A 23,658-nucleotide genomic window follows, 5' to 3' on the forward strand; every position below is an offset into this window, starting at 1 on the left:
CTCTCCTCCTGAACCACTCTCATCGTTAGCGCCACCAGGCGTTAAATGATTGCGTTTTATCGGCGACCCAAACCGGCTCACCCAACATTGGCGTCAGCAGTCGCCACGGTCGCCCTGTGCTGGCCTCCGCCAGCCTTTTGTACGGATCGTCCCATGTGTGTTTTGCCAGCACGAAGCGCCCGGCGTGACCCGGCAGCACCGCGCGTGCATGAACATCGTCAGCGGCTTGCGCCGTCTCTTCCGGCATCATGTGGATGTACTTCCAGTCCTGGTCATACTGACCGTTTTCCATGATCGCCAAATCCACTTCGCCAAACTGTTCGCCGATGGCTTTAAAGTGCGGTCCGTAGCCGCTGTCGCCGCTGTAGTAAATTTTCTGCTGCGGGGTAACGAACATAAAGCTGGCCCACAGGGTCTGGTTGCGCTTGAGGCCGCGGCCGGAAAAGTGGCGCGCGGGCAGGACGTGTACCGTCAGCTCATCGCTCACCTGCAACGACTGATTCCAGTCCGCCTCACTGATTATCGCGCTCTCCATTCCCCAGTAGCGCAGGTGCGACCCCACGCCCAGTGGCGTCACCACGCGCTTGACCTTCGGCATTAGAGCTTTGATGGTGGCGTAATCGAGGTGGTCGTAATGATCGTGCGAGATAATCAGCAGGTCGATATCCGGCATGCCCTCAGCGTGCCACGGGTAATCCCCGGCGAAGGCCTTATTAATAAACGAGAACGGCGCGGCATAGTTGCTAAATACGGGATCAATCAGGATGCGTTTGCCCGCCAGCTGCAGATACCAGGAGGAGTGACCGAGCCAGACCATCACGTCCTGCCCTGACGGCAAGCCCGCCAGATCGGTGTTCACCAGCGGCAGCGGCTGTGCCGGTCTGGCATTTTCACGTTTGGCGACCAGAAATTCCCACCACGCGGCCAGCATATTTTTTTGCCCGGTAAAGCCAGGCGTCGGAAGCTGATTGTGAAACTGACCGTCGTGATAGTGCGGCGACTGCTCCACCAGGCTGAGCTGCGCGCCCTGCGGCGCCTGACCAAATCCGGCATTTAACACAAACGGCAAAGTTGTTGCTGACGCTAATAACATGATGGCGACCACGCTGAAAGTGACACGGTTCATATCCTGACCTGGCGAAATCCTCCTTCCTGGAGGTTTTTGTTATAAGGCTTGATTATGAGTGAGTAAGCACTCATTATTAGGAAGAAGCTGAAAGTCGTCAAGACGATTTTCAAATTTTGACAGACAGCGTTGCAGTGCCCATGTCAGGCATGCTTAGATCGTGGTTTTATCATGTGTGAGGTAAAGTGTAGTGGCTCGTCCTAAGAGTGAAGATAAAAAGCAAGCGTTACTGGAGGCCGCAACCGCCGCCTTTGCCCAATCGGGAATCGCCGCCTCAACTTCCGCCATCGCCCGCAGCGCCGGGGTTGCCGAGGGTACGCTGTTTCGCTACTTTGCCACCAAGGACGATCTGCTCAACGAGCTTTATCTGACTATAAAAGCAGACCTGGTTAAGACAATGATCGCGGGTCTCAATCCGAACGAGACCGAGTCGAAAGAGAACACGCGCAATATCTGGAACAGCTATATCGGCTGGGGCGTGCGTAATCCCATGGAGCATAAAGCGATTCGCCGGATGGCGCTGAGTGAAAGGATCACCGACGAAACCCGCAACCGCGTCAAAGAGATGTTTCCCGAGCTCAATGAACTGTGCCAGCGTTCCATCAAGCCCGTTTTTCAATCCGAAGAATACCGCACCTTTGGCGATGCGCTGTTTCTTTCGCTGGCCGAAACCACCATTGAATACGCCTGCCACGAGCCGGAACGCGCCGTGCGTTTTGTCGAACTCGGCTTTGAAGCCATGTGGCAGGCGCTTGCCGAGGACAATAGCTGATGGACCCCCGCTCGCTGCATGACCACGCGCATCGTATCGCGCTGGAGCTTCCCTTTACCGAGCACTGCTGGCCGTTTGGCCCGGAGTACGATGTGTTTAAAATCGGCGGGCGGATTTTTATGCTGACCGCGACGGTTCGCGGCCGCGCGCTGGTCAACCTGAAGTGCGATCCGCAGAAATCGCTGCTTCATCAGGCGATATACCGCAGCATTGAGCCCGGCTATCACATGAACAAAAAGCACTGGATCACCGTGGTTCCCGGCGAAGATATTAGCGTAGATCTGCTGGCGGAACTGATCGATGATTCGTGGAACCTGATCGTCGATAAACTCAGCAAAAAAGAGCAGCAGCGGCTGCGCCCGCGGTGATTTTCAGCGCTGCGCGATAAGTGTTATCGCATTTTTGCCCCTTATCTTTTTTCCGTCATCGCTGTACTCTTCCTTCACGAAACGCACCCGCAAGGGGTTGTAAACAGTGAGGAAGAGTATGGATATCGTATCGGTTGCCTTAAAGCGCTACTCCACCAAGGCCTTTGACGCCACTAAAAAGCTAACTGACGAGCAGGCGGAAAACCTGAAAACGCTGCTGCAGTACAGCCCGTCAAGCACCAACTCCCAGCCGTGGCACTTTATCGTTGCCAGCAGCGATGAAGGCAAAGCGCGCGTCGCCAAAGCGGCGAGTGGCACCTACGTGTTTAACGAACGTAAAATTCTTGATGCCTCCCACGTGGTGGTTTTCTGCGCCAAAACCGCAATGGACGACGCCTGGCTTGAGCGCGTGGTCGATCAGGAAGAGGCCGATGGCCGCTTTGCGAACGCCGAAGCCAAAGCCGCGAACCACAAAGGTCGTACCTTCTTTGCCGATATGCACCGCAAAGAGCTGCACGACGACGATCAGTGGATGGCGAAGCAGGTTTATCTCAACGTCGGCAATTTCCTGCTGGGCGTCGCGGCCATGGGTCTGGACGCCGTGCCGATTGAAGGCGTCGACTTCGCGATTCTCGATGCCGAATTCGACCTGAAAGCCCAGGGCTACACCAGCCTGGTGGTGGTGCCGGTCGGCCATCATAGCGTCGAAGACTTCAACGCGACGCTGCCGAAATCACGCCTGCCGCAGGCGACGACCATTACCGAGATTTAATTCCCTTCTGCCGGGAACGCCCGGGCCATGGCGCAGCAGCGTCTCGCCCGGGGCTTTCTTCACCCCTCTCTTTCCCCCCCCTCTTTTTCTGCCGTTTGTGCCAGGTTTCCGGCGCTAATAAGCCCGCTTGTGCCAGGAATAACGCCTTTAGTGTGAACCAACCTCTTTAATTAATTGATAAATAATATTTTTTATTTCTGGCATGCCCTTTGCTCTTAACAGATACCACTATCTGGATGAAGGAGAAACCGGGTGAAACATATCTATGTGGCCAGCCACGGCCATTTTGCTCGCGGACTGGTGAACAGTTTGTCGCTGCTGATTGGCGACGAACACGGCGTTATCCCGGTCTGCGCCTATGACGAAGATATCGTGACCACCGAACAGCTGGAGCAAACCCTGGAGCATCTCATCGTCCAGGCGAATGGTGATGAAGTGGTGATCTTTACCGACCTGCTTGGCGGCAGTATCAACAATAGCGCCGTGAGCGTCTTGATGCGCCATCGTAACGTTTTCGTGGTCGCCGGCATTAATCTGACTCTGCTGCTGGAGTTTCTGCTGTGCGAAGAAGCCACTACCGAGGCCGCGATTGTCTACGCCACCAGCGCGGCGCGTGAATCCATTGTTTTCATCAACCCTCTAATAACACAACCATCCTCTGACCCACAGGGAGAATCTCATGATTAAACTCGTGCGCATTGATTATCGGCTGCTGCACGGCCAGGTGGTTTTTGCCTGGACCCGAGCGCTGGATATCGACCATATCATCGTCGCTAACGCCAAAGCCGCGGCGGATGCCTTCATTACGATGTCGCTTAACCTGGCCAAGCCGGCGGGCGTCACGCTGGACATCGCCACCGTTGAACAGGCGGCGGAAAAGCTTAACGGCGGCAAGTTGGATCATAAAAAAGTCATGGTGGTCCTTGGCAATACTGCTGAAACCCTCGCGCTGGTGGAAAAAGTCCCAGGAATTAACGCCATTAACTACGGCGGTCTGCCGCAGAAGGAGGGCGCAAGACAATTCGGCAAGGCCATCTATCTGACCGAAGAGGAAATCGCCGATAGCAGAGCGCTGAAAGAAAAAGGCATTCGGCTGGAGATGCGTCAGGTACCCGCCCACTCGGCCGAGCTCCTCAACGAACAACTTTAACTTCGGAGGTCACTATGTTGCTCACCGCAACGTTACTCGGACTGATTGCCGCCCTGGGGATCCTCGATGGCCGCCTGCTTGGGGTATCGATGATCGACCGGCCGCTGGTGATGTGCGCCCTCACCGGCCTGGTCTGCGGCAATCTGCATGAGGGGATTCTGATTGGCGCTACGCTGGAGCTTATTTTTCTCGGCAACGTCGCCATCGGCGCCGCGCACCCACCCGATATCGTGACCGGCTCCGTACTGGCGACCGCGTTTTCGATCATGTCCGGCCGCGGTCCAGAGGCTGCACTCACCATCGCCATCCCCGTCTCAATGCTGGCGCAAACGCTGGGCATTCTGGTTCGCGTGGTGAACGCCCGCTTCGGTCATCTGGCGGACCGCTATGCGGCGCAAGGTAATACCCGGATGGTCGGCCTGATGCACCTCGGCGGTCCGACGCTGCTCTATTTTTTAAACGGATTTCTGCCGGTTTTTTTCGCCATCCTGCTCGGCTCTTCGGCGGTTAGCTGGTTCCTTGAGGCGATTCCGCCGGTGATCACCAACGGATTGATCGTCGCCAGTAAGATCCTGCCGGCGCTCGGCTTCGCCCTGCTGATCAGCATGATGCTCAGCAGCAAACTTATGCCGTACCTCGGTCTGGGATTTCTGATAGCGGCCTACACCAAGCTGGATATTATCGCCATCGCGCTGTTCGCCGTGGTGTTGGCTTTTATCATCAGCCAGTTTCTTAATCTTAAGCAGCAGGAGAGCTAATCATGAGTGAAATGACGCAGACCCTGTCAGGCGCCACCCAGCCGCAAAGCGATGACGCAAGCCGGGTCACCGCTCGGGATTTACGCAGCGTGTTCTGGCGCTCCTTTACGCTGCAGGGCTCGTGGAACTACGAACGCCAGCAGCATATGGGCTACGCCTTCGCCATGTCGCCCGCTCTGAAGCGCATCTATCAGGACCCAGCGGAACTGGGGCGCGCCCTGCAGCGCCATCTGGTGCTGTTTAATACCACGCCGCATCTCTCAACCTTTATCTTCGGTCTGTCGATAGCCATGGAAGAGGAGAATCAGCGCAACCCCGAATTTAATGAAGAGTCGATAAACGCCATTAAGACCAGCCTGATGGGGCCGCTGGCGGGTATCGGCGACTCAATATTCTGGGGATCGCTGAAGGTTATCGCCGCCGGGATGGGGATTTATTTTGCGCAGCAGGGCAGCCTTCTGGGGCCGATACTGGCGCTGGTGGTGTATAACCTGCCGCATTTTTTATGCCGCTGGTATGGCCTGAAGCTCGGCTATCGCGCGGGGACCACCTGGCTGATGCGTATTTATCAGAGCGGCCTTATGGACCGGGTAACCTACATCGCGTCAATCGTGGGCCTGATGGTCGTCGGCGCGATGACCGCCAGCATGATAGATATTACCACCCCGCTCAGCTTTACCGCCGGGCAAACCACCATGAAGGCGCAAGAGTTTATCGACAAAATTCTTCCTTCGCTGCTGCCGCTGCTTTTCACCCTTGGGATGTACAAGCTGATCCGCAAGGGCGTCAACATAAACTGGATCCTGTTAGGAACCGTCGCGTTTGGCATGGTGGCCAGCGCGCTAGGCCTGCTTTAAAAAGAGGTATCACCCATGCACATAGAAGACTATATGAATGAAACGCCCGCCCGCCTGCTCAATATGCTGACGCAGACGCGAGAAGATCTTAATCAGGCGGCCATCGCGCTTACGGAGTGCGGGGTCACGCGCATTATCCTGACCGGCTCCGGTACCTCTTATCACGGCGCGCTGACCGCCCGGTCGTTTATGCAGCAGTGGTGCGGAATCCCGATCGATGTGTACTGGCCCTTCCTGCTGGACGAGATGGCACTTTCCCTCAGCGACAAAGCGCTGGTCATCGGCATTTCTCAGGGAGGCGGTAGCCTCTCCACTCTCGCCGCAATGGAGCGCGCCCGGGCAGCCGGGCACCTTACCGCTTCCATGGCCGGGGAAGCGCCAGTTGCCATCGACCAGGCGGCAGATTTGGTCCTGACGGTCCCCTGTGGAGAAGAGCGCGCCGGCGCCAAAACCAAAGGTTATCACTGCACCATACTCAACCTGATACTGCTTGCGCTTGCCGTCGCCAGCCGCCAGCAGCGCCTGAGCGAGGAGGAGCGCAAGGCGCTACTCGTCCGCATGGAGAGGACGTTTAATCATTTGCCGACGCTCATTGAGGCCTCGCAGGCGTGGGTTCACAATCACGCCCGGCCGCTTATCGACAGCGCAGATATTCGCCTGACCGGCCCGGCAGGGCTGTTTGGCACCGTTCAGGAAGGCGCGCTAAAGATGCTTGAAACGCTGCGCTGCCCGGTGGCCGGCTATGAATTTGAAGAATTCATCCACGGGATCTATAACGCCTTCGATGAGCGTTCAACCCTGATTATGCTCGATCCGCATCCCGATGAGCGCCAGGATCGTCTGGCGGAAATACTGTCTGGTTGGACGCCGCATATTTATCGCATTGGCCCGCATGTTGACAATAACGGTAAAAACATGCCCTTTACGTTTATTAACGATCCAGACTTTGCAATCTTTGAATATATTATTCCATTGCAAATGGTTTGCGCCAGGCTACCGCCAGTGAAGGGTGTCGATCCCGCAATACCTAAGGATCCGCAGTTCCACCAGAAAATGAAAAGTAAAAAACTTAATTAAATAATGCCCTGTAATAGTTATCCGCCATGCAGCGGAGGACCCTTTACATCTCAAGGAGATCAATATGTCTATAGCTCAGAAAAACGCCCACCATATTATTCGCGATATTTTAACCAGGCAACGTATTGAACGCGTGTGGTTTGTTGGCTGCGGGGGTTCGTTGACCGGCTTCTGGCCGGGGAAATATTTTCTCGATTGTGAAGCGAAAAAGCTGGCCGTCGGCTATGTGACCAGTAATGAATTTGTCCACGCGACGCCGAAAGCATTAGGGGAAAATAGCGTGGTGATCCTTGCCTCTCAGCAGGGCAACACCGCTGAAACGGTCGAAGCCGCCCGCATCGCGCGTCAAAAAGGCGCGGCTACGATTGGGCTGGTATATACCCCCGGCACGCCGCTGTGCGAACACAGCGATTACACTATCGAATACTGCTGGGCCCGCTATCCCGAAACTGTCGATCCGACACAGCAAAAAGCGGCGTACAGCCTGTGGCTGGCGCTGGAGATCCTGGCGCAAACAGAAGGATACGACCATTACGCTGAGATGGTCAGCGCCTTTGCCAATTTTGAATCCGTGGTGCGCGGCGCTCAGCAGCAGGTGCAAGCGGATGTGCAGCATTTTGCCGAAGCCTGGAAAAGTGAAAATGTCATTTATATGATGGGCAGCGGTCCTTCGTTCGGCGCCGCGCATCAGGAATCCATCTGTATTCTGTTGGAGATGCAATGGATTAACTCCGCCAGCATCCATAGCGGCGAGTATTTCCACGGCCCCTTTGAGATTACCGAACCGGGAACGCCGTTCATTTTATTAAAAAGCAGCGGCCGCACCCGTCCGCTGGACGATCGCGCGATTCGCTTTATCGAACGCTATCAGGGAAAACTGCAGATTATTGACGTGGAAAAAGTGGGAATTGATACGCTTCACGCCAGCGTGCGCGAATATTTCTGCGGCCTGCTGCACAACTGCGTTCTTGATGTGTACAACCTGGCGCTGGCCGCCGCCCGCAACCATCCTCTGACCACCCGCCGCTATATGTGGAAAGTCGAATATTAATTCGCTAACTCTCTGCCAGCCCCGGCGATCTGCTCCGGGGCTGCGCTGATGATCACCAGCGAAAATCGTCAATACGTAATTCGAAAATATCGTGAATATAGCCAATTTCCGCCACCGGCAGCGCCACGTTATAGAGTATTTTCAGACGCTGGAATGAGTGGTTCACCATAGTAATAAACTCTCCATGCTGGCGGGTGAATTGCTCAAGATTTTTATAATGGGTAATTTCATTACGCATCACCAGACGCTCAATCATACAGCTGAGATGCACATATAAACTGATAATTAAGTTATTATTAAAATTAAACCCCAGCGTATTTTGCCACTCGGCAATAATGGTTTCGATATGGCTCATGGTTTTTCCGGCATTCAGTATCGTCAGAGAATTGACGACGTTATGCAGCGAAAACTCGCGAACCATATTTTTATTAATCAGCGCAATTTGCTTCTCATTGAGATAGCCGCTTAAGAGCTGACTAAGATGCCTGTGCCCCTGCTCGCCCAGCAGCTCCTCAATGCCCACCCAGGGCACTCCCGCCAGCTGCGGGTCGTGAGTTCCTACCACCGCAATAACTTCGTACTGGTGGAGCAACGATATCGCCGTACGGCTATTTTTTAAGCGCGTGTATTCGCAGGCGATGATATTAATATCAAAATCGCTGAGCAGGCTCTTCTCCATCAGATTTTTAAATTTAAAGGCGGTACCGATACCGGTGATGCAGGTCACCAGCAGCGCACGCTCTTTTTTTTCCGCGGGCCAGAATACATCCCAACGCGACTGATTGAGCGGTACGATCTCTTCGGCGATTTGTTCGATGTTTTTCCCCAGCGCGATCTCGCTGGCAACGTTCAGCGCCATGCGGGTCGTCACGTTATCCACCACCACCAGCGGGCCGTTAATCACCGCCAACAGCGCATCGGCAATCTCCCTGGTGTAGCCCATATCGATAAGCACCATCACGCCTGCGCGGGTATCCGTATGCTGGAGATAATCGACAACGGCGCGGCTGACATCGCTAAACGCCACCTCCATTGGCATATCCATTGCCTGGTAAATCTTTTCGCCAATCAGCCGGTTGGCGACTCCCGCAATGCTGCTGGCGGTGGAATAGCCATGAGCGATTATTACCGCTTTCACTTTCCCGCCGCTGGTAGCATCGATGGCGTTACTGACGATGGCGGCAACCGCCATACGGTCCAGCGTATCGATAAGTAGATCGTATTTGTTATTCACCACGTCCAGCAGTTTTCGCGCGACGCGCTGCGCCAGCCCCGCAGAAGAATCCAGCCAGCCCTGCATCACCAGACGCGCGGGCTCGGCGACGCTGCGCGGCGCCAGGGGGAGACTGGTCAAGTAGCGGCCGGTAAGATAAGCGAATTCGGCATTGAGCTGAAGGTCATAATTGGCGGCGATCGCCTTGCCCACATCCTCAATAAAGCGCAGCCGCTTATCCTGAAGAGAGACCGCGCTCTCCTGATTCATCAACGCATCGAGATAGAGCGTCACGTTTTGATAAATGAGCTTTTCAAAGGTCCTCGCGCTGATATTGTCCTTCCCTAGTTCCTCGCACAGGCTGCAAATATTTCCCGTTAGCCGTTGATACTCATGATGACGACCGGAAAACAAAGGCTGCGCGTCGCCATCGCGGTAAATCATGACCCGTTCGCTATTTTGCTCAAGGGAAAAAGGCGCATCCGCCAGCAACCGGTCGGGCAGTAAACCCGCTTTTATCTGTAAAAGATCGCTATCCCGCTCGCCAAATGTCCAGGCGCTGGCGCAAATATTGCGGATCAAATTCTCTAGTCCGCCGACGTTGCCCTCAAGGGTTTCGCGCATCAGCTGGCTGACGATTTCGCCGTCCAGCGCCAGATCGTGGTCCAAACGCTGCGCTTCGCGGCGGAAAAAGTGGTGGATAAACGCCAGCCTCTCATACTGTCCGCGTTCGGCGATCGGCAGAATTTTAACAATCACCGGAATACGGCGAATGAACGTTGCCAGGAAGTGTTTTTCCAGATCCTCGGTTGAAGCAAAAATCAGCCGTACCGTGGCGCTGCGCTCGTCACTGCTCTCTCCCAGCCGCCGCCAGCTACCGTTATCCATAAAATGGAACAGCTTTTCCTGCCCTTCGGGAGGTAGCCGATGAACCTCATCGATAAACAGCACCCCGCCGTTGCTGGTCTCGATAAGCCCGGGAACCGCCTTATCGGCACCGGTAAAGGCGCCCTTCGCGTGACCGAATAATTTTGAGGTCAGCAGTTCTGGATTATTGGCGTACTCGGCGCAGTTAAACACGGTGAACGGCGCATCGGCAGGTAAAACCTCCTGTTCCATGGCGTAACGCCACAGCTGGCGGGCAAGGAAGCTTTTCCCCGTGCCGGTGGGACCGCGCAGCAGAAGCGGTAGACCTGCGCCGGGGTAGCTGATGGCGGCCTTGCACTGTCGCAAAGCTTCCTGCAGGCTGCCCTGAGCGCCTATCAGCTGCGCCAGACTATCCTGGCGCTCAGCGCACAGGGCCTGAAGGGAAGCGTATTCGCCGTGTCGAACCGCGAGTCGGTGGTAGTCGCGCAGCGCGGCAATGGGTAAAAACAGCACCGGGCGACCATTTACTTTGACCACCCGCTTCTCGCGATGGAGATTATTCAGATGATGGCTGATGATACTGCGTTTTTGCTTCAGGCTATCGGCAATCGCCATCGCATTAAACTCGCCCAGCGCTTCCGTCGTCAGCGGTCGCCCGGCGATCCGTTGTTCAAGCTGGCGGAATATCGACTCCTTGTTCATCGCGCTCCCCTGTCAAAAGCTTAAAATCCGCTTATACGACAATTGACGTAAGAGGTCGCTGCCCTCCGCCACACTTCTTAAAAGAGCTTACTTTTTCATGGCTTACCGTGCAGCCACGCCAGCGCCTGCTCGCCCGTTTCATCCATCGGCAAATAGACCAGCAGGCGCGAGCCGTTGCGCGGGGCCGAGTACCAGTACATCTGCTGCAGGCTGAAGCGTCCGAGCTGCGGATGGTAAAAGTTTTTCACCTGATTTTCCACCCCGCGCACCTCATAGCGCTGATGCCAGAGCGCCTCGAACTCCGCCGACGCGGCGAAAAAGCGCGCCAGCTTATTTTCCCACAGCGGATCGCCGCGGTGCTCCGCCATCGCCGCGCGGAAATAGGAGACAAACGTCGCCAGCACGTCACGATTCTCGATACGGCTGCGCCAGGTTTCATTGGTCAGGTACAGATAAATGCAGTTGCGATCTTCCTCCGGGATGGTGGCGAAATCGATGCCCATCAGGCGGCAGAAGCTGTCGTTCCAGGCCACAATATCAAAGCCGGGATTCTGAATACTGGCGGGCTGCGGCATCAGGCTATCGAGCATCCGCCGGGTGCCGGGGCTGATACCTTCGCATACCGTCACCTGAGTGGCCTCAGGCGGGGTCAGCCCGGCCAGCACAAACAGATGCCGGGTCTCAAGCGGGCTGCACTGCAGCGCATTCGCCACCCCTACCAGCACCGCCGCTGACGGATTGACCTCCCGCCCCTGCTCCAGCCAGGTGTACCAGGTGACGCCGACGTCCGCCAGCATCGCCACCTCTTCCCGCCGCAGGCCCGGCGTGCGCCGCCGGCCAACGCGGGGCAACCCCAGGCGCTGCGGGTCGAGGCTCTCGCGGCGGGCGCGCAGAAACGCCCCCAGCTGTTTGCGGCCGTCATCGGGCGCGGCGATGGTCAATTCACGTTGCGGCATGGTCGTCATAAAACCTCCAGCATGGTAGTACCAATACCAGTATAGACAGGAACTGGTACCCGTTTAATTTATCGGTGATGCTACGGCTATCCGCTGAATGACGCAATGGAGAGATCCGATGAATTCGTCTGCTGTTTCACCCGGCCGCGCCGGTTTATTCCTTCTGTTGACCGGCCAGATGCTGCCGCTGATCGATACCTCGATCGCCAACGTCGCGCTGGACTCCATTACCCAATCGCTTAACGCCAGCGCCACTCAGCTTGAGCTGATCGTCGCGCTGTACGGCGTCGCCTTTGCCGTCTGCCTGGCGATGGGCAGCAAGCTTGGCGATAACTATGGCCGCCGTCGTCTGTTTATGTGGGGCGTGGCGATGTTTGGCGTCGCCTCCCTGCTGTGCGGAATGGCGAACTCCATCAATACGCTGCTGGCGGCGCGCGCGGTGCAAGGGGCCGGTGCGGCGCTGATCGTGCCGCAAATCCTCGCTACCTTGCATGTCACCCTGAAAGGCACCGCCCACGCCCGGGCCATCAGCCTGTACGGCGGCATTGGCGGTATCGCCTTTATCGTCGGTCAGATGGGCGGCGGCTGGCTGGTGTCGGCGGATATCGCCGGTTTAGGCTGGCGCAACGCCTTCTTTATTAACGTGCCGATCTGCCTGCTGGTGCTGGCCTTCAGTCCGCGATACGTCCCGGAGACCCGGCGCGAAGCGCATTCGCGCATCGACTGGCAGGGCACCTTTAGCCTTGCGCTGATCCTCTGCTGCCTGCTGTTCCCGATGGCGTTGGGGCCGGAACTGCACTGGCCGTGGACGCTGCAGCTGATGCTGGCTGCGGTGCTGCCTCTGCTGGTCTGGATGCGGGCCAGCGCGCTGAGCAAACAGCAGCGCGGCGAGCAGCCGCTCTTACCGCCTCGCCTGCTGAAGCTCACCAGCATTCGCTTTGGCATGGCCATCGCCCTGCTCTTTTTCAGCGCCTGGTCCGCGTTCATGTTCTGCATGGCGCTGACCATGCAGGCCGGTCTGGGGATGGCGCCGTGGCAGTCCGGCAACAGCTTTATCGCCCTCGGTGTGGCCTACTTCGTCTCCGCGCTGTACGCGCCGAAACTGATAGCCCGCTACAGCATGGGACGCATTTTGCTGATCGGTCTGGCGGTGCAGATTGTCGGCCTGCTGCTGTTGAGCGCGACCTTTTATCGTCTCGGTGTCCACACCACCACCCTGGCGCTGGTCCCGTCTACGGCGCTTATCGGCTATGGGCAGGCCCTGATCGTCAATAGTTTTTACCGTATTGGGATGCGCGATATCAGCGCCTGCGACGCCGGGGCCGGGAGCGCGATTCTCAGCACTCTGCAACAGGCGACGCTGGGTCTGGGTCCGGCGATTCTCGGGTCGCTATTCTTAGCCCTCGCCCAGCGCAGCGGCGGTGACTATCCACGGGCGCTGATCGATTTCCTCGCGGTGGAAGTGGTGATGATGCTGGTACTGGGCGCCATCGCGCTGTGGCTACGCCATCACCTTAACGTCCGTCCGGCGGTAGCGACCTCATAATCACATTCGCGTAACCTGCTATTTGCATAATAGACATCCAGCGGTCATCATAACCGCTGGATGTAAAGGAGACGTTATGCAGGAATTAATATCGCAAATCGCCGCATTAGGCATCAAAATTACCCCCACCACCTCACTCATTATTATTTTCGGCATTATTTTTCTGACGGCGATTGTCGTTCACCTTATTCTGCACAAAGTGGTGCTGCGCACCTTCGAAAAGCGGGCGCAGGCCAGTAGTCACCTGTGGCTGCAAATTATTACGCAGAACAAACTGTTTCATCGTCTGGCCTTCACCCTGCAGGGGATTATCGTCAACGTGCAGGCGGTGTTGTGGCTGCAAAAAGGCAGCGAGGCTGCGGAAATCCTCACCACCTGCGCCCAGCTGTGGGTGATGATCTACGCGATGCTGTCCTTCTTCTCGCTGCTGGACGTGGTGTTCAATTTATCGCAGAAATTCGCCACCGCTTCTCAGCTGCCGCTTAAAGGCATATTTCAGGGGATTAAGCTGGTCTGCGCGATTATTGTCGGCATTCTGGTGATCTCCTTACTGATTGGCCAGTCGCCGGCGATTCTGATTAGCGGGCTCGGCGCGATGGCCGCGGTACTGATGCTGGTATTCAAAGACCCGATTCTCGGCCTGGTCGCTGGGATCCAGCTCTCCGCCAACGATATGCTCAAACTCGGCGACTGGCTGGAGATGCCGAAATATGGCGCCGACGGCGCGGTTATCGACATTGGGCTGACCACGGTGAAGGTGCGCAACTGGGATAATACCATCACCACGATTCCCACCTGGTCGCTGGTTTCCGACTCGTTTAAAAACTGGAGCGGCATGTCGGCATCCGGCGGTCGCCGGATTAAGCGCAGCCTGAATATCGATACCACCAGCATTCATTTTCTCGATGAACAGGAGCAGCAGCGCTTAATTCAGGCCAGACTGCTGAAGCCGTATATGGATTCTCGTCATCAGGAAATCAGCCTGTGGAACCAGCAGAACGCCGCCGATCAATCGATATTGAATCAGCGCAAGATGACCAATATCGGCACCTTCCGCGCCTATTTGCAGGAATATTTGCGTAATCATCCACGCATCCGCAAAGATATGACGCTAATGGTGCGCCAGCTGGCCCCGGACGCCAGCGGCCTGCCGATTGAGATTTACTGCTTCACCAACACCGTGGTGTGGGCGGAATATGAAAGCATCCAGGCGGATATATTCGATCACGTCTATGCCGTGGTTGACGAATTCGGCCTGCGGATCCATCAGTCCCCCACCGGCAACGATATTCGTTCGCTGGCGGGCGCGTTTACTCAGTAATATCCTCAGGTACTGGCGCGGGAAATGACGCGCCAGTCCATCATCACCCGCTCAACGGCGGCGTCAGGATTATCGATTCTCTTCATTAATAGCGTCACCGCCGTGCGGCCAATCTCGCGCGAAGGCTGTTCCACGGTGGTCAGCTGCGGCGATACCACTTCGGCCAGTTCGGTGCCATCAAAACCGACCACCGCGATATCTTCCGGCACCCGCAGCCCGGCCTGAGCGATAGCCCGCAGCGCGCCCGCCGCCAGCGAATCGGAGACGGCAAACACCGCGTCCGGCTGCTCTTCCTGCGCCAGCAGCGTCTCCATCGCCTGTTTACCGGCGGCGGCGCTCAGATCGCTGGCGTAGGTGACCTGTTGATACGCCAGTTCGCGAACGTGCAGTACGCTTTTATAGCCGCGCTCGCGCAGGCGCGAGTAGCGATAGCTGAGATCGTGGTTGATTAAAGCAATGCGTTTACGCCCGGCGTCAACCAGCCGGGAAACGGCGCCCTGCGCCGCGTCGACGTCGTTGATGCCGACGCAGGAGATGCTGCCGTTATCGGCGTATTCCGCGCACTGAACCCAGGGCGCGTCGCCGATCATGGTGGTGAGTTCCGGCAGGCTGGAGAGCGCGTTCATCGTAATGATGCCGTCGACCATTTTGCCGGAGAGCAGCTGCAGACCCGAGGTTGAACGGGCTAAATCCGAACCTGAATTACACAGCAGGATCCGGTAGCCGTTCTTTTCCGCCTCTTCTTCAATGCCCTTGACCACCTCGGCGCAAAAGGGGTTGGCGATATTCGAAACCATCACCAGAATCATATTGCTGCGGGCCGTTCGCAGCTGGCGGGCCAGCAGATTAGGCTGGTAGTTACTCTCTTTGATCGCCTGCAGCACACGTTCGCGATTCTTCGCTTTAACGGTATCGCTGTTATTCAGTACCCGCGATACCGTCGCCACCGAGACGCCCGCCAGGCGAGCGATTTTCTGAATTGACATAGAGGCTGCACTTCCCGCATAGACGTTATATTTCGCAGGCTATCATAAATGAGCCCCGTCCGCGCCGTCAGCAGGTTTTGCAAGAATCGACGGGATTGATTAGCACGCTAAGGTCGCTATCATGATAGCGTCGGCGTTGTTTCGCGAGAGGCGAAACGTACGCTGGCCGTTGAACGTCATCGGCATATAACTGGGGTATCTCTTGAACACAATAAAAAATATTAACATCGCAGCGGCAATGATCACCGACGGTCAAGGACGCTGTCTCTTAGTACGCAAACGAGGGACGGAGTACTTTATGCAACCCGGTGGAAAGCCTGAAATCGGGGAGGTCCCGGAAGCAGCGTTGATCCGCGAGCTCGAAGAGGAGCTCAACTTCCTCGTCTCACCTGAAGAACTGGTCCCGGTAGGCCGCTTCACCGATACCGCGGCAAACGAGCCGGGCCATACGGTCTCAGCGGATATCTTTCAAATAGCAACCAACAGAGCGAGCTTTACACCAACGGCAGAAATAGAAGAAGTTATCTGGTATACGCCGGGCCAGGATCGGCATATTAAGCTTGCTCCTCTTACCGAGAATCACCTGCTTCCTCTGCTGAAAGGGGCGTAAGCGCCCGGGGCGCATCGAAAGTATGGCCTCATTTGCCTGCAAGTCAAAATCCAGGGTGCCGTCGTTCCGGTGGCGTTGCGGCGGCTTGCAGGCAGAGCCAGTTCAGGCTGAAGCGCCCCACTTCCACGAGATCAGTTGCCCGCATCTCCTGTTAAGATTTAGCACATCCTTCTGATTCGCTCCTCTTCAAATGCCGACGCGTTTAGTTCTTAAAACGCCCTCTTTTGTACACCAGATCATATTTGGCCAGACAATCCTATCCCCCATAATCCAAAACATCGCAACTTTCCCTTACGAAAAACATGCCATTACAGAATAAACACCACGAAATAAAACAAAATAAAAACACAAAATTAACAAACAACGATGCGATAGCATTTTTTTTGACCTTTTGTGCTGTTTTTTTTTAACCAATTCTCCCCCATTCAGCGAGAAAATTCCTGGTCATCATGGATAATTCTTAAAGAGCGATCGACATAAAATTCTGCACCTTAAGATTTTTCTTATTCATAATAGTAAGTTAGTCTAGATTCAGGCAATTTTTGACATTAAGAATTTACACATTTCTCATCTATATAACTCTTCAGAAATTAAAGTTGTCACATTTATTAACTAGCCATAATATAGCCACATCATTGAACGATAGGATGATGCAATATAGGGAAATAAATCGACATATGGCTCCTCAGAAATATGAGAAGGTATACTGCATTAGCTGTCAGTATCAATGCGAAATCTATCCACGACCTACGATTAAATCGATTAACTGCATTGAAACTCACTATTGCGTATGGCCCGATAAAAACATCTACTTAAAAAATGGTGTGCATTGTTTTTTAATTAGCAAGCACTACAACTTCTCTAATTCTGGATTTATTTTTGTTGATTTTTCTCGCTACAACATCAGATTATTCACCAATGAAAAATGGATTGAATATCTGATTAAAACAGGGTTGCGGATAGTTTTGATTGCCGACAGATTAGCACAGCCGCTGGCGCTGTACTGGAAACACCGCTGTCAGCAGATAATTTCGATTATCAACACCAGCGATACCCGAGACGAGATTGAAAAGAAAATACAGCTTTCGTTTCTCGGTCAAAGAGATGGACGAGGTTACCGTCAAAAACTCAGCGACCAGGAAGTGTTGGTTCTCGATCTTTTACTTGCCGAGAAGTCGGTTAAAGAGATAGCAAAAGAATTGCAAATGGCAGAAAAGAGAATTTACGCAATCAAGCTCAGCTTGCAGAATAAGATGGGAGGCAGAGGGAAGTTAAACATTATTCTATCTGGATAAAGTCATTATCAGTATTTGTAGCAATAACTCCATAAATGGAACTAACTTAATTATTCTCAGGAAATTTAAAATGAAAAAAATCGTATTAGCGGGTGTTGTGGCTGCGGCTCTTATCTCTTCCAACGCAATGGCTAACGTGACTACTTCCGCCACTGCAAGCTGGGATGCTAGCGCAACGAAAGACACCACCAGCGCGCTGGTTGTCACTCCGCTGAAATCCCTGAACTTCCAGTACGCTGAAGGGATTAAAGCGTTTAACTCCCAGAAAGGCGCTTTTGATATCACTATCCAGGGCCAGTCTGGCGCGACTGACTTCACGCTGACCTCTCAGATCGTCAGCAACACCCTGAGCCGTACCACTGACGCCTCTACTCTGGCCGTTGGTGTGAGCTGGAACGGCAACGCGCTGAACAAAACCACCCCGGTAACGATGATTGATACCGCCAACAACATCTCCGCGGGTCTGGATGCGCTGGCTGTCGCGACCGCCTTCGCAGGCGCCGAACGCGTCAGCACTCAGGGTAACTTCGATTTCACTATCGACTCCGCGACTTCTGACGGCAGCACCGCCGCTGAGTTCAAAGATTTAACCGACGGTTACTGGAGCGGCGACGTTCGCGTTCAGTTCAACGCGGAATGGACTATCTAATCAGGTGTAGCCAACACCTGTCCGGTATGACAAGGAGGCTTCGGCCTCCTTATAAGGATGCGCCATGAAACTGAATCCATTATTACTCTCTCTCTTTTTATTCACCGTGACGCCCTCCTCCCATGCCATTAATGTCGGAGACGTCACCTCTATAATGGGACCGGATGCCTCGACTCTGGCAAAAGAAATCATTAATACCACCGATACGGCGCGTTACGTTAGCGTCAGCGTGGAGCGTATCTCATCGCCTATGGCCGGCGGCAAGGTTATCCCGATGGCGAGCAGATCGGAATTATTATCAACACCAGCCAGTCTGATATTACCCGGAAATGCTAAAGAGAACTTTCGTTTTTTTTACAAAGGACCTCAGGATAACCAGGAACGTTATTATCGCATATCCTGGACCGATGAGCCGGTGACTGAGTTTGAAGCCAGTAAAAAGAAAAAACAGGGCGAGGCAACGACCTCTGCCATTATTGGTACGATTCTGGTGGTCGCGCCGCGTGAAGAAAGATTTGACTATCGTCGCGATAATGACACGGTAACCAATACCGGTAACGCTTCATTCCGCGTTATCTCCTACGGGCCCTGTCGCGATAAAGCGAAGGATGAGGGGCAAGGCTGCCGTGAACGCTATTATGTCATGCCTGGTGTTAGCGTAAGAATAAAGCATACCGATCTCACCAACAAAAAAACGCGAATTGGAATATGGCACGGTGAGCAATATATAAATGTAAACTGAGTAACATTATGGATAATCTTGGTTATGTCAAAGGGACGTTGTTCGCTGGATTATTAATTACGGTAAACCAGGGATGGGCAGCTAATGCTACAGCGCCAGTTAAAGTCAGTAACTATGTTATTCCTTCGGTATTTGCTAACGCGTTATATCAGGGCATGTCGGTCCCTGTTTTTATTCGTTATGAAGGCGATAATAGTACCCAACGCAGCCAGCAAAAAATCGCTGATGCCATCCTTACCATCAAGGATAATGAGTTTCGCCTGAACCAGATCGCGCTCAGCGATCTGCCGGAACGAACCGAATTATCACCTCAGATAAAATCATTGCTCAACGAGATGCAGGACAAAAGCATCGGCGACGGTCAGCGCGTTTATATCAACAAAGACGCCTCACTTTCACTCGATACGCGTTCCTTTTATCTTGAGCTGACGGTTAACCGGGCAGCCATGCAGGCCGCTATTTTGCCGCGTACCAATATGCTTGGGGAATCCACTGCCCAGAATCTCTCGAGCGTGCTGAATTACTCGATGGGGAGCTATTACAACAAATATGAGAATACCGATAGCGCCAGCAGCTATCTGACGCTGGACAATACCTGGTCGCTGCGCGAGCACCATCTGAATTTTAACGGTTCCCTCTACGGGATTGGTACCGGCAACCAGCAGGGTAAACTGTATCGCTCAATGTACGAACGCGACTATCAGGGGCGCCGCTTCGCAATGGGGATGGTGGATACCTGGAATCTGCAATCGATCGCCAGCATGAGCGCCCTGAACTCCAGCCGTATTTACGGCATCAGCTATGGCAATAAAAGCAGTTCCCAAACGCAGGACAATACGCTTGCTCTGGTGCCCGTCACGGTGTTCCTGCCGGCCGCCGGCGAAGTGCATGTTTATCGTGACGGCAAACTGCTCAGCATTCAAAACTTCTCGATGGGCAGCTACGAGCTCGATACGTCGCGCCTGCCGTTTGGCATCTACAACGTTGATATACAGGTGGTCGTTAACGGACGCGCGGTCAGCAGCCGGACGGCGAACATCAATAAAACGTTCGCCCGGAAATCGAGCGTGACCGGCGATCTCTCATGGCAAACTTTCGGCGGCAGCCTCGAATACAACAAGATGGACTATCGCCATAAATACAACATCAATTATGGCACACGGAATACGTGGTTAGCCGGGGTCGCCGCGGCAACCAGCCAACCCTGGCTTTCCGGCGTGAATCTGAAAACCACGCTCTACGGTTTTGACAATAACGGCGTCAATGAAACGGAAGCGAACGTGATTTTCAACAACGCGTTCAGCTTTAACCAGCAGGGGCTGCTCGCTACCGACGGCAGCTGGCAGAGTACCTCCACCTTCAATATGAGTTTACCGGACGGATACGGCAACCTGTGGGGGTCGCGCCAGTACAGTTCCATTGGTAACGCGCTACCGATGCAGCAAAACGACTACGTGACCGTCGGCGCCAACGCTAACCTGCGTAAAATCGCGCCGTTCCTCGGTACACTGAGCGTCAGCCGCACCAATAACAAATATACCGGGAGCACCTATACCAACGTCGATTACGATCAATCCCTGTTAGCTAATCGCTACGCAACCGTTACGTTACGCGTCGGTATTCAGAACTATCAGTACAACAACCATGAAAATCTGCGCGATAAGTACGTCAATATTGACGTCTCTATCCCCTTCTCCACCTGGCTAAGCACCGGTGTGTCCAGCCAAAACGGAAACATGCTGGCGAACGCCACGCTGCGCAAAAGCTTTGACAACAGCGCCATTACCCAGGTGGGAGCATCGGTTTCGAAGCAGATTAAACAAAATAAAAATGACGATAGCCGTTATCGTTCAGACGATTACGCCGCCAATGGTTACGTCAGCTATAACACCAAATATAACGCTGGCACCGTCTCCGTTAGCCGCTCATCGCAGCACAGTTCAAACTACAGCCTGAGCTCGCAGGGAAGCGTGGCCTGGACGGAAAAAAATGTCTATGTCGGCAAAGGCACACAAACCGCAGGCCTGGTAGTGAATACCAATTTCAGCGGTAAGGGCAGGATGATGGCGCAGATCAACGGCCAGAACTACCCGCTGACCGGCAAAAGCAACTTCATCAGTCTTCCGCCTTACGCGGAATATAAGGTGGAACTGATGAACGACAAAAATTCGGAAGACAGCGTCGACATCGTTAACGGCCGACGTAACAAAGTCGTGCTCTATCCCGGCAACGTCAGCGTGATTAACCCGGAAGTCAAACAGCTGGTCACCGTCTTTGGCCGGGTGAAAGATCGCCGCGGCGGTTACTACGCCAACGCCGATATACACAACCACATTGGTAAAACGCGCACCGACGAACTCGGCGAGTTCGCCATGGACGTCGATAAGCGCTATCCGGTGATTACCCTGGTCGATAAATTCGGCGGCATTTGCGAAGTGGATTTGGATCTGACAGAGGCGAAAGGCGCCGTATGGGTCGGTGAGCTCCCTTGTGAGATCCAACAACAAACGGCATCAGTGACGGGAGATGTTAAGAATGTCTATTAAACCCCAGGCCATCATGCTGCTGGCCGGCTGGCTGCTGGCCGCGCCGGCTATGGCACTTACCGCTACCAACGACGGGAGCGGCAGCAACACCTATATGTTTATCGACAACGATGTCGATGATGAATATTTCATCACCACCAGCGCCCTGTCCCCACGCTTCACCGGGGCCAATATCTGGACAAAATATAAAACGAACCAGCGTAGTCTGGGATATATGGGCAACTCGGGCTGGAGTTACAGTAACCGCTATTTTGATCTGTGGATCGACAACTCCCCCATTAACCAACCGTTTCTCGGGCTTCGCTGCATGTCCACGGGAGCAAACTGCCCGGCTTCCGGCATTATCCCTGCCGATGTTCTCGACAAAGACGGTTACTATCACGCGATGTCCGGCAACAGCGTAGCGAACGGTTACTACGGTGCCGGAGTGCTTAGCCAGTCGGCCTATGAGTATTTTCGCGATCGGCCGGTGGGAACCATCGATAGTTTGCAGCTTAATCTTTGCTACATGGACTCCAAAGCCGATTATGACTTTGCTTCCGGCGTTCGCTGTAAAGATCTCCCCAGCGGAGGAAAGTGGGTTTACTACACGATGAATCTCGAAAAGGTCTCGCATCTGGCCTTGAACAGTACCGGAGCGATGGCGGAAGTATGGATTGCCAGCGATGGTACGCCAAGCGTCAACCTCGGCTCTGAATTGTGCCAGATGGGCGTGGTCGGAAGCGCTTCAGGGATCATTTGTAAAATGGTTTCTTACAGCTTTCAGGAGACTAAAACCCTCACCACCTCACTTGATTTCCGGATGGTTATCGACACGGCGATGTTGGGATTCTCTCCTTCTTCGTCTGACGTAAAATACAGCGGTGATGGCGCAAGCTGGACCAATTTTGGTACGGTCAGCACCTATAACAAGGTCTTCAAACCATCAGGCGAGTACGTCTACGTATTCCTGTCCAACGCCTTTTTCCAAAAAGTCCTCAAAGCAGGCGCGGATTTAACCAACAAGGATGCGCTGTTTACCTTCTATTTTGATAACTCCGTTACCCCGCAATCGGGTTATTATCAGTTTACGCCATCAACATTAATTAACATTGTCCCACGGGAATACGGCATCAGCATTATCGCCAGCGACGGGAGCGCTCATCCAAAAGCATCCGGCAAGATCGGTAGCGAAGAGCCCATCACCTTTGAGTATAAAGTCACTACCTCCGCGTCGCGTCAGGCCGACAGTATCACCGCCCAGGTGATTGGCGACGCCATCAACATGTATGGTCTTCCGTACTGCCTGTTTACCTCAGCGGACGAGACGCTAAAAGTACCTGTCCCGGCCTACCTCGAATGGACGTCCGCCGCCGGTAAAGCGGTAAGAGTGCGCAACAGCTGCGGTGAGAATCCTGTCGATATGACCAACGCCGCCTGGGTACAGACGGCCTGGAACGCCAACGTCAACGATGGTTTCTTTTTTACCACCACGCTGAAACTGCTGTTTCCGATGGATGACCCGCATTCACAGTTCACCACCGATGGCCATGACTGGATGGGTACCGTCAGCGCCACCGGGGATGTAAAAGTGACCGCCACGTGGGTCGGCGTGGATCGGGGGCTGTGATGAATAAAATCCTACTCATCGGATTATGTGGGCTGTGTATTCAGCCCGCTTCCGCGGTGTACTTTGACTCAATTATCTATGATATGGATGGCAGTAAAGATTTTATCTCCCGGCCAATCGTCAATGATACTAAAAGCAACAATTTATATACTATATCGGCTTATAAAATCTCCCGGCCGGGCAACGGCGATGAGCGACCAGTGACCGGTCAGGATAAAGATCTGGTCTGGTCGCCGCTGCAGTTCACCGTACAGGCCAATAGTCAGGAATATTTTAAACTCTATTACCGGGGGCCAAAAGATGACGTTGAGCGCTATTATCGGGTGATCTTTAAGGAGACGCCCGTTATGGTTCTCCCCTGGCGTCTGGATCAGAAAAAAATGGATGTTGTCCCTTCGGTATCGATGAGCACGATTCTCATCGTTCGCCCGCGTAAGACCCGATTTGAGTATGAAATTAACGAAGCTACAGGCACTATTAAAAATACCGGCAACACCTATTTTAGAGTCATTCTGCAGAAAGGCTGCAATGGTGACGATGAAAGTTCAACGCAATTTTATATGCTGCCAGGAGAGAGCTGGACAGGTCCCGAAGCGAAAAATAGTAACAGGAAATATATTGTCGCATTAGGACGTTATCATAAATTAGGCAACGGCTGTTTCATGGATTCGCCGGGTTAACCGCT

General features: G+C 54.1%; 22 protein-coding genes. 18 read left to right on the forward strand and 4 right to left on the reverse strand.

Features of this window, described 5'->3' with window-relative positions; all coding sequences use genetic code 11:
- Positions 1-25: 25 nt before the first annotated feature.
- A complete protein-coding gene (locus EGY08_RS07555) occupies positions 26-1,126 on the reverse strand; it encodes an MBL fold metallo-hydrolase (protein WP_032748584.1) in 1,101 nt (366 codons plus the stop codon).
- A 190-nt stretch (positions 1,127-1,316) separates the two neighbouring features.
- Here EGY08_RS07555 and EGY08_RS07560 point away from each other — a divergent pair, with 190 nt between their 5' ends.
- From EGY08_RS07560 to EGY08_RS07600, 9 genes are all read left to right on the forward strand, one after another.
- A complete protein-coding gene (locus tag EGY08_RS07560) occupies positions 1,317-1,898 on the forward strand; it encodes a TetR/AcrR family transcriptional regulator (RefSeq protein WP_004130217.1) in 582 nt (193 codons plus the stop codon).
- Positions 1,898-2,266 (forward strand): MmcQ/YjbR family DNA-binding protein, encoded by a 369-nt coding sequence (locus EGY08_RS07565; RefSeq protein ID WP_049113529.1) that lies wholly within the window; start codon positions 1,898-1,900, stop codon positions 2,264-2,266. Before EGY08_RS07560 ends, EGY08_RS07565 begins: the two co-directional genes overlap by 1 nt.
- 118 nt (positions 2,267-2,384) lie before the next feature.
- A complete protein-coding gene (nfsB, locus tag EGY08_RS07570) occupies positions 2,385-3,038 on the forward strand; it encodes an oxygen-insensitive NAD(P)H nitroreductase (protein WP_087828701.1) in 654 nt (217 codons plus the stop codon).
- A 252-nt stretch (positions 3,039-3,290) separates the two neighbouring features.
- Positions 3,291-3,725 (forward strand): PTS sugar transporter subunit IIA, encoded by a 435-nt coding sequence (locus tag EGY08_RS07575; protein ID WP_004130212.1) that lies wholly within the window; start codon positions 3,291-3,293, stop codon positions 3,723-3,725.
- Positions 3,718-4,188: a PTS sugar transporter subunit IIB gene (locus tag EGY08_RS07580; RefSeq protein WP_004099987.1), complete on the forward strand. Its 471-nt coding sequence runs from the start codon at positions 3,718-3,720 to the stop codon at positions 4,186-4,188. The genes EGY08_RS07575 and EGY08_RS07580 overlap by 8 nt, the downstream gene beginning before the upstream one ends.
- Before the next feature lie 14 nt (positions 4,189-4,202).
- Complete coding sequence (locus tag EGY08_RS07585; protein WP_004099986.1) at positions 4,203-4,946, forward strand: PTS mannose/fructose/sorbose/N-acetylgalactosamine transporter subunit IIC; 744 nt, start codon at positions 4,203-4,205, stop codon at positions 4,944-4,946.
- Positions 4,947-4,948: 2 nt separating this feature from the next.
- Positions 4,949-5,803, forward strand: coding sequence for a PTS system mannose/fructose/sorbose family transporter subunit IID (locus EGY08_RS07590; RefSeq protein WP_004130210.1), 855 nt, complete (start codon positions 4,949-4,951; stop codon positions 5,801-5,803).
- Positions 5,804-5,818: 15 nt separating this feature from the next.
- Positions 5,819-6,880: an SIS domain-containing protein gene (locus EGY08_RS07595; RefSeq protein ID WP_049113525.1), complete on the forward strand. Its 1,062-nt coding sequence runs from the start codon at positions 5,819-5,821 to the stop codon at positions 6,878-6,880.
- Positions 6,881-6,944: 64 nt separating this feature from the next.
- The gene (locus tag EGY08_RS07600; protein ID WP_049113523.1) at positions 6,945-7,931 is read left to right on the forward strand and encodes an SIS domain-containing protein; all 987 of its coding nucleotides are present in this window, start codon (positions 6,945-6,947) and stop codon (positions 7,929-7,931) included.
- 52 nt (positions 7,932-7,983) lie between these two features.
- Here EGY08_RS07600 and EGY08_RS07605 read toward each other — a convergent pair whose 3' ends face one another.
- Complete coding sequence (locus EGY08_RS07605; protein ID WP_049123107.1) at positions 7,984-10,713, reverse strand: sigma 54-interacting transcriptional regulator; 2,730 nt, start codon at positions 10,711-10,713, stop codon at positions 7,984-7,986.
- A gap of 95 nt (positions 10,714-10,808) precedes the next feature.
- Positions 10,809-11,678 (reverse strand): helix-turn-helix transcriptional regulator, encoded by an 870-nt coding sequence (locus EGY08_RS07610; RefSeq protein WP_123828362.1) that lies wholly within the window; start codon positions 11,676-11,678, stop codon positions 10,809-10,811.
- A 109-nt stretch (positions 11,679-11,787) separates the two neighbouring features.
- On the opposite strand from EGY08_RS07610, the gene EGY08_RS07615 reads away from it, so the two are divergent.
- Together EGY08_RS07615 and EGY08_RS07620 are read left to right on the forward strand one after the other, a co-directional pair.
- Entirely contained in the window at positions 11,788-13,215 is a 1,428-nt protein-coding gene (locus EGY08_RS07615; protein WP_004130201.1) for an MFS transporter, read from the forward strand.
- A gap of 76 nt (positions 13,216-13,291) precedes the next feature.
- Positions 13,292-14,536 (forward strand): mechanosensitive ion channel family protein, encoded by a 1,245-nt coding sequence (locus tag EGY08_RS07620; RefSeq protein ID WP_049114716.1) that lies wholly within the window; start codon positions 13,292-13,294, stop codon positions 14,534-14,536.
- A gap of 5 nt (positions 14,537-14,541) precedes the next feature.
- On the opposite strand, the gene EGY08_RS07625 is transcribed toward EGY08_RS07620, so the two are convergent.
- Positions 14,542-15,522: a LacI family DNA-binding transcriptional regulator gene (locus EGY08_RS07625; RefSeq protein ID WP_004130197.1), complete on the reverse strand. Its 981-nt coding sequence runs from the start codon at positions 15,520-15,522 to the stop codon at positions 14,542-14,544.
- 211 nt (positions 15,523-15,733) lie between these two features.
- Here EGY08_RS07625 and EGY08_RS07630 point away from each other — a divergent pair, with 211 nt between their 5' ends.
- From EGY08_RS07630 to EGY08_RS07660, 7 genes are all read left to right on the forward strand, one after another.
- Positions 15,734-16,132 (forward strand): NUDIX hydrolase, encoded by a 399-nt coding sequence (locus tag EGY08_RS07630; protein ID WP_032742261.1) that lies wholly within the window; start codon positions 15,734-15,736, stop codon positions 16,130-16,132.
- 677 nt (positions 16,133-16,809) lie between these two features.
- Entirely contained in the window at positions 16,810-17,427 is a 618-nt protein-coding gene (locus EGY08_RS07635) for a LuxR C-terminal-related transcriptional regulator (RefSeq protein WP_004130192.1), read from the forward strand.
- A gap of 70 nt (positions 17,428-17,497) precedes the next feature.
- A complete protein-coding gene (gene ecpA / locus EGY08_RS07640) occupies positions 17,498-18,076 on the forward strand; it encodes a common pilus major fimbrillin subunit EcpA (protein ID WP_117075950.1) in 579 nt (192 codons plus the stop codon).
- Positions 18,077-18,140: 64 nt separating this feature from the next.
- Entirely contained in the window at positions 18,141-18,818 is a 678-nt protein-coding gene (locus EGY08_RS07645; RefSeq protein ID WP_004130188.1) for a hypothetical protein, read from the forward strand.
- Between the two features lie 8 nt (positions 18,819-18,826).
- A complete protein-coding gene (locus EGY08_RS07650) occupies positions 18,827-21,364 on the forward strand; it encodes a TcfC E-set like domain-containing protein (RefSeq protein WP_123828363.1) in 2,538 nt (845 codons plus the stop codon).
- Positions 21,354-22,973 carry a hypothetical protein gene (locus tag EGY08_RS07655; protein WP_004130183.1) on the forward strand — a complete coding sequence of 540 codons (1,620 nt, stop codon included), beginning with the start codon at positions 21,354-21,356 and terminating at the stop codon, positions 22,971-22,973. The genes EGY08_RS07650 and EGY08_RS07655 overlap by 11 nt, the downstream gene beginning before the upstream one ends.
- Positions 22,970-23,653, forward strand: a complete 684-nt coding sequence (locus EGY08_RS07660; protein ID WP_162626041.1) for a fimbria/pilus periplasmic chaperone — start codon at positions 22,970-22,972, stop codon at positions 23,651-23,653. Before EGY08_RS07655 ends, EGY08_RS07660 begins: the two co-directional genes overlap by 4 nt.
- Positions 23,654-23,658 lie beyond the last annotated feature (5 nt).

Origin of the sequence: Klebsiella sp. FDAARGOS_511, assembly GCF_003812845.1 — a bacterium.
GTDB lineage: Bacteria > Pseudomonadota > Gammaproteobacteria > Enterobacterales > Enterobacteriaceae > Klebsiella > Klebsiella grimontii.